The sequence below is a fragment of the Sphingopyxis sp. genome (genome assembly GCF_036402335.1).
Classification (GTDB): Bacteria; Pseudomonadota; Alphaproteobacteria; order Sphingomonadales; family Sphingomonadaceae; genus Sphingopyxis.
Genome location: NZ_DASWTD010000241.1, coordinates 1 through 4,742, shown reverse-complemented (window position 1 = coordinate 4,742; position 4,742 = coordinate 1). Strand labels below are relative to the sequence as shown.

General features: G+C 62.5%; 4 protein-coding genes and 1 pseudogene. All 5 read right to left on the bottom strand.

Going from position 1 to position 4,742, the window contains the following annotated elements:
- Positions 1-318: glycerophosphodiester phosphodiesterase (locus VGD20_RS07565; RefSeq protein ID WP_331133859.1), on the bottom strand; the 318-nt coding region annotated here is incomplete at its 3' end.
- A gap of 12 nt (positions 319-330) precedes the next feature.
- Positions 331-3,396 carry a TonB-dependent receptor gene (locus VGD20_RS07560; protein WP_331133858.1) on the bottom strand — a complete coding sequence of 1,022 codons (3,066 nt, stop codon included), beginning with the start codon at positions 3,394-3,396 and terminating at the stop codon, positions 331-333.
- Between the two features lie 133 nt (positions 3,397-3,529).
- Positions 3,530-4,405, bottom strand: a complete 876-nt coding sequence (locus VGD20_RS07555; protein ID WP_331133857.1) for a FecR family protein — start codon at positions 4,403-4,405, stop codon at positions 3,530-3,532.
- 24 nt (positions 4,406-4,429) lie between these two features.
- Positions 4,430-4,531 (bottom strand): annotated as a pseudogene (locus VGD20_RS21805) (FecR/PupR family sigma factor regulator); the annotation flags it as partial.
- A 22-nt stretch (positions 4,532-4,553) separates the two neighbouring features.
- A partial coding sequence (locus tag VGD20_RS07550; RefSeq protein WP_331133856.1) for a sigma-70 region 4 domain-containing protein occupies positions 4,554-4,742 on the bottom strand: 189 nt, incomplete at its 5' end.

Genomic DNA, 4,742 nt, shown 5'->3' with positions numbered 1-4,742 from the left:
GCCGGATTTGCAGAAATCGGGGTTGATGGTGGCGTCATGATAGACGACGACCCGGTCGTCGGCGGTCATCTCCATGTCGAACTCCAGATATTCGACGCCAAGGGTCGCGGCGTGCCGAAACGCCGGCATCGTGTTTTCCGGGCGCAGCAGCGCACCGCCGCGATGCGCGATGATCGCGATCGGTGGATGGTCCCTTGCCGGATCCGCCGCCGGTGCGTCCTGTGCAAAGGCGCCGACGGGCAAGAACGCCAGGGCTCCGGCGGCGATGCCTGCCGTCAGAAGGCGGCGGGCATGATATGAGCGAGCGATACGGGTCATGGCGGCGCCTCCTCAGAATTTGAAGTTGACGCTGCTGAAGAAGTAGCGGCCGTAGACGTCGTAAACGCCGCCGCCACCCTGATAATAGGTGCGCGGGCGATAGGATGGCCGGACGTCGAACAGATTGTTGATGCCGACGCGCAGCGTCGCATGCTCGTTCAGGTTCCAGCCCACGTTCAGGTCGTTGTAGATTTTTGCAGGAAGCTTGTTCCTGTCATAGGCTTCGTCGGATACGTTGGTGTAATTGACCGCGCTGCCCCAGAAGCGGGTGTTCAGCCCGATGTCCCAGTCGCCAATCGTATAGCTGGCGAACATGTTGGCCCGGACGCGCGGGTTCTGATAACCGCCATCGTAGATGATCCGGCTGGTCTCGACGCCGGGCAGGGTCGTGGTCTCGAAGTTGATAAGATATGTAGCGCGGAGCGCGAGCGCGAGACGTCCCGGCCCCATGTTGGTGCGGTAGTTCGCGCCGATGTCGATGCCCTTCGCCGCGGACTCGGACACGTTCATATAGCTTGTGTCGACGCCTTCCGCATAGCCGCGCGCGTCGCGCGTGACGCGGTCGCAAAACTGGTTGTCGATCGATGGCAGATCCATGCACAGGTTCAGCACGTCCTGCTGGCCGATCGCCGCGATCATATTGCCCAGCTTGATGTTCCAATAGTCGACGGTCAGGTCGAAGCCGGGAAGGAAGCGCGGCTGAAAAACCAGACCAAAGGTCAGGCTGTTCGAAGTTTCAGGTGTCACATCCCCGCTGCCGCCGGTGATGACATAGCCGGTGCCGATCTCGCTCGGCAGATAGGGTGTGGGAATCCCCAGTTGTTGCATCAAGGTCGCGCAATTTGCCTTGCGCGTCGGATTCGCTTGGTAGCTCGTCTGCAGGCAGGCGTCGCGTACGCCGATTTCCTGAACCGCGCGCGACGAATAGCGTTCGCCGAAATTGGGGACACGTACGCTGCGCGAGCGCACCGCGCGCAGCGTCAGTTCGGAGAAGGGCATCCACGTGCCGCCGACCTTCCACGTATGGGTCGATTCGAAATCGCTGTAGTCCGAATAGCGATACGCGCCTTCGACCGTCAGGCTGTGGATGAAGGGCATATCGCGGAGCAATGGAACAACCAGTTCTCCATAGGCTTCCGACACATGGTTAGACGCACGAAGTTCGGGCTCGTAGGGCGCCCATGCTCCCAGATGAGAGAGCTCCTTTTCGGGCGGGGCGGCACCATTGTCGTCGACATTGTGGATCGATTCACGCCGGTGCTCGACGCCGATGACCGCCTGGATGTCGCCGGCGGGCAACGAAAAGGGGCTGCCGGCGATGTTCGCGCCAAAGATCTTCTGCGTCTGTTCGCGGTGCTTGCGGCGCGTCGCCATCATCCAGCCGCGCTGCGCGGCAGTGAGCGGCGCCTCGCTGAAGATATTGAAGGGGACGCAGCCGTTCGCGCGCGCCGTGGCGTCGCGGCACACGGGGGCGCCCGAAACCGGATCGGAAACCACATCGCGGGCCGCGATCAGCCGCGACGCGATCGGCACGTTGTCGGCATGGATGTCGTTGGTGCTGCGGCCATATTGGCCGAACACTTCCCATTTGAACCCGCCGGCCAGTTCGCCGTTGAAGCCGGTGCTGACGGTCAGGCTCTGGCGATCGCTATAGTCGGTCATCTGGCCGAAATTTTCATAGCTGCGGCGCACCGCGGTCGACGTCAGATTGTTCGCGAGCATGATCTCGCGAAAGGAACCGGGCAGATAGGGATTGTCGAGATAGGCCGTGGCGCCGCCGGCACCGTTGAGCCAGGTCAGGCGATCGTCGTCGCGATACGGGCGGCGGTAGGCGTCATATTGCGACCGGCCATAATCGACCCGGAAATCATAGTTCAGCCAGTCGGCGACCTCATAATCGAACCGGCCGATGAAGGCGTAGTTTTCGATCGGGGCGATCAGGAAATCGCTCCAGTACTGGCTCTGCGGAAAGCCGCCATCGCCGCCGTCGCGCGAGGTCCCGCAGCCCGAAATGCAGCCATTCGCATATTGTCCGACATAGGCCGAACCATCGGGCGACAGCAGATAGGTTTTGCCGCCCACATAGATATTGGCATTGGGCTGCAGATACATGTTCGTCATATTGTACCGGATGACGCGGTCGGGGATGCCATCGTCGGGACCCGTGTTGTCCGGATTGGTCTGGTAGCTGATATTGGTGTCTTTGGCGTAGCGCTGGTGGAAATAGATCGGGTTGTTCTTCATCCACGTGCCGCCGATGGTGATTGTCCCGCGATCGTCGGAAAATCTCGTGCCGGCTACGAACGACACCTGCGATTTGGATCCGCCCCCGTCCTGCGTGAAGCCCGTCGTTGCCGAAATTTCCAGCCCGTCGATATCGGTCCGGGTGATGATGTTGGCGGCGCCCGTCACGGCGTCGGCGCCATAGATCGCGGCGGCGCCACCGGTGACGATCTCGATGCGTTCGACCATGCCCGACGGGATCATGTTGATATCGACCGCCGAGGACGAGGCGGCGCCCGAGACGCGGCGGCGCCCGTCGATCAGCGTCAGCGACCGGCTGACCCCCATATTGCGCAATTCGATCGTCGCCATACCGCCGTCATACTGACCCTCGGGCGCGCTGTTGTACGGACCATTGCCCGGGCCCACTGCGACATCGCGCAGGACGGTTTCATAAACGGTGGTGTTGCCGGCCTTGCGGCCCGCTTCCATGCTGACGACCCCGATGGGCATCGCCGATTCCAGCTCGGGGCGGGCGATACGCGAGCCGGTTACGGTGATGGTCTCGCCGACATCCGCGACCTCGGTCGAATCCGCCGCAAGAATGGCGACCTTGCCGTCGAAGGATCGCACGCTCAATCCGGTGTCGGCGAGTAGCTGGTTCAGCCCGTCGCGTATTTCAAGGCTGCCGCGAACCGAATTGGTCGTGCGGCCGTCGCCGTCGCGGCCGGCCAGTGTGACCTGGATACCGGCCTGACGTGCGAATTCGCGAATTCCGCTCGATGCCGATTGCGCTGGCACATCAAAGCTGCGGACTTGCGCCTGGACGGTTGCGGGAAGGCAAGTGGCAATCATGATCGCTGCTGCCGAAGCAGCCGACCGGAAACAGGATGAATGCATTTTCAGGAAACCCCTTGTCGATGTTCACAATGCTATCGACGAGGCCCGACGATGTTTGGATCAGCGGGAAGTATATTATTGTAATTGTTCAGTTTTGTTGCTTTTTTATTACGATCGACCGCCCCGATCGTTCAATATGTCCTCCAGAGATCGCAGCGACCGCTTCGGCGAAATGTTCGGGGTCGTTGGCGCGATAGAGGCCGATGATTTTCACGTCGGCGATTGCCGCGTCGGCTAGGATGATCTGGGTCGAATTGACGCGGTTGAAGCGTGCGACGGCGGAGCGGACGGACACATTGTCGAGGGAAATCTGTGCCAGTTCGGGCGGCGGCAAGCGGCGCGGGGCAACGCGCTGGGGCGCGGTATTCGGGGTAACCGGTCCCGGGTCGAGGCTCACCGATCCGCCGGCGTGAAGGAGAACCGCTTGGTCGCGTTCGTCGCGCGGCCATACGAGCACGCTCCCCTCCATCACTTTTACGGTGCCTCCCGTCGGGCCAACCCGCCGTACCGAGTAGATGGTTCCGGTGGCCTGCGCATAGACGTCGCCCGAGCGTACGACAAAGGGGCGGGACTTGTCTTTCGCGACCTCGAAGACGGCTTCGCCATTCAGCAAGGTGATCTTGCGGATATTGTCCGATAACGCGACTTCGATCCGCGCGTCGCGGGCGAGGGTGGCGACCGAACCGTCCTTCAGGGTCACTATCTTTTGGACCGTGGCCACCCCCGTTTTTTCGAACAGCCAGGGAAGCGGAATGCCCACGGCGGCGAGCGCCGCGAGCGACATCGCCAGCGCCGCGCCGCCCGCAAACGCCCTTCCGCTCCAGAGGGACAAGGCGGCGCGCAAGGGGCGGGGCGCGACGTCGTCAGGGTCGCTGCGGCAATTGTCGTTGACAGAGCGGGGCGGCGGAGGTGCGGGTGTCAATCCCGCCGGGAGGGACTGCTCTCCGATCACCGCATCTTCCATGGCGCGCAGCCAGGCGCAGGCGCGCACATAGGCGCCGCGATGGCGCCCGTCGGCGGCAAGCCAGGTTTCGAGGTTGGCACGGAGTTCGGGCGTCAGGTCGCCGTGCGCCATCTCGACCGCCCACATGCTCGCCTGTTCGTCGATCGCGTTAATGGGGCCGGCGCTTGCCAATCACTTCACCCTTCTTGTCGATAACCGCCGGTGCATCGTCGATTGCGCGCGCGTCGTCCTTCGCCATGGCTTCCATGACCTTCTGCAGCCCGCGGACGAGATGGTTCTTCACGTCATTCTCGCTCACGCCGAGGCGGTCCGCGGTTTCCTTTCTCGATAGACCCTC

Excerpts from the sequence above, each read along its gene's own strand:
- VGD20_RS07560 (WP_331133858.1), bottom strand. The coding sequence starts at position 3,396 with ATGATTGCCACTTGCCTTCCCGCAACCGTCCAGGCGCAAGTCCGCAGC.
- VGD20_RS07555 (WP_331133857.1), bottom strand. The coding sequence starts at position 4,405 with ATGGAAGATGCGGTGATCGGAGAGCAGTCCCTCCCGGCGGGATTGACA.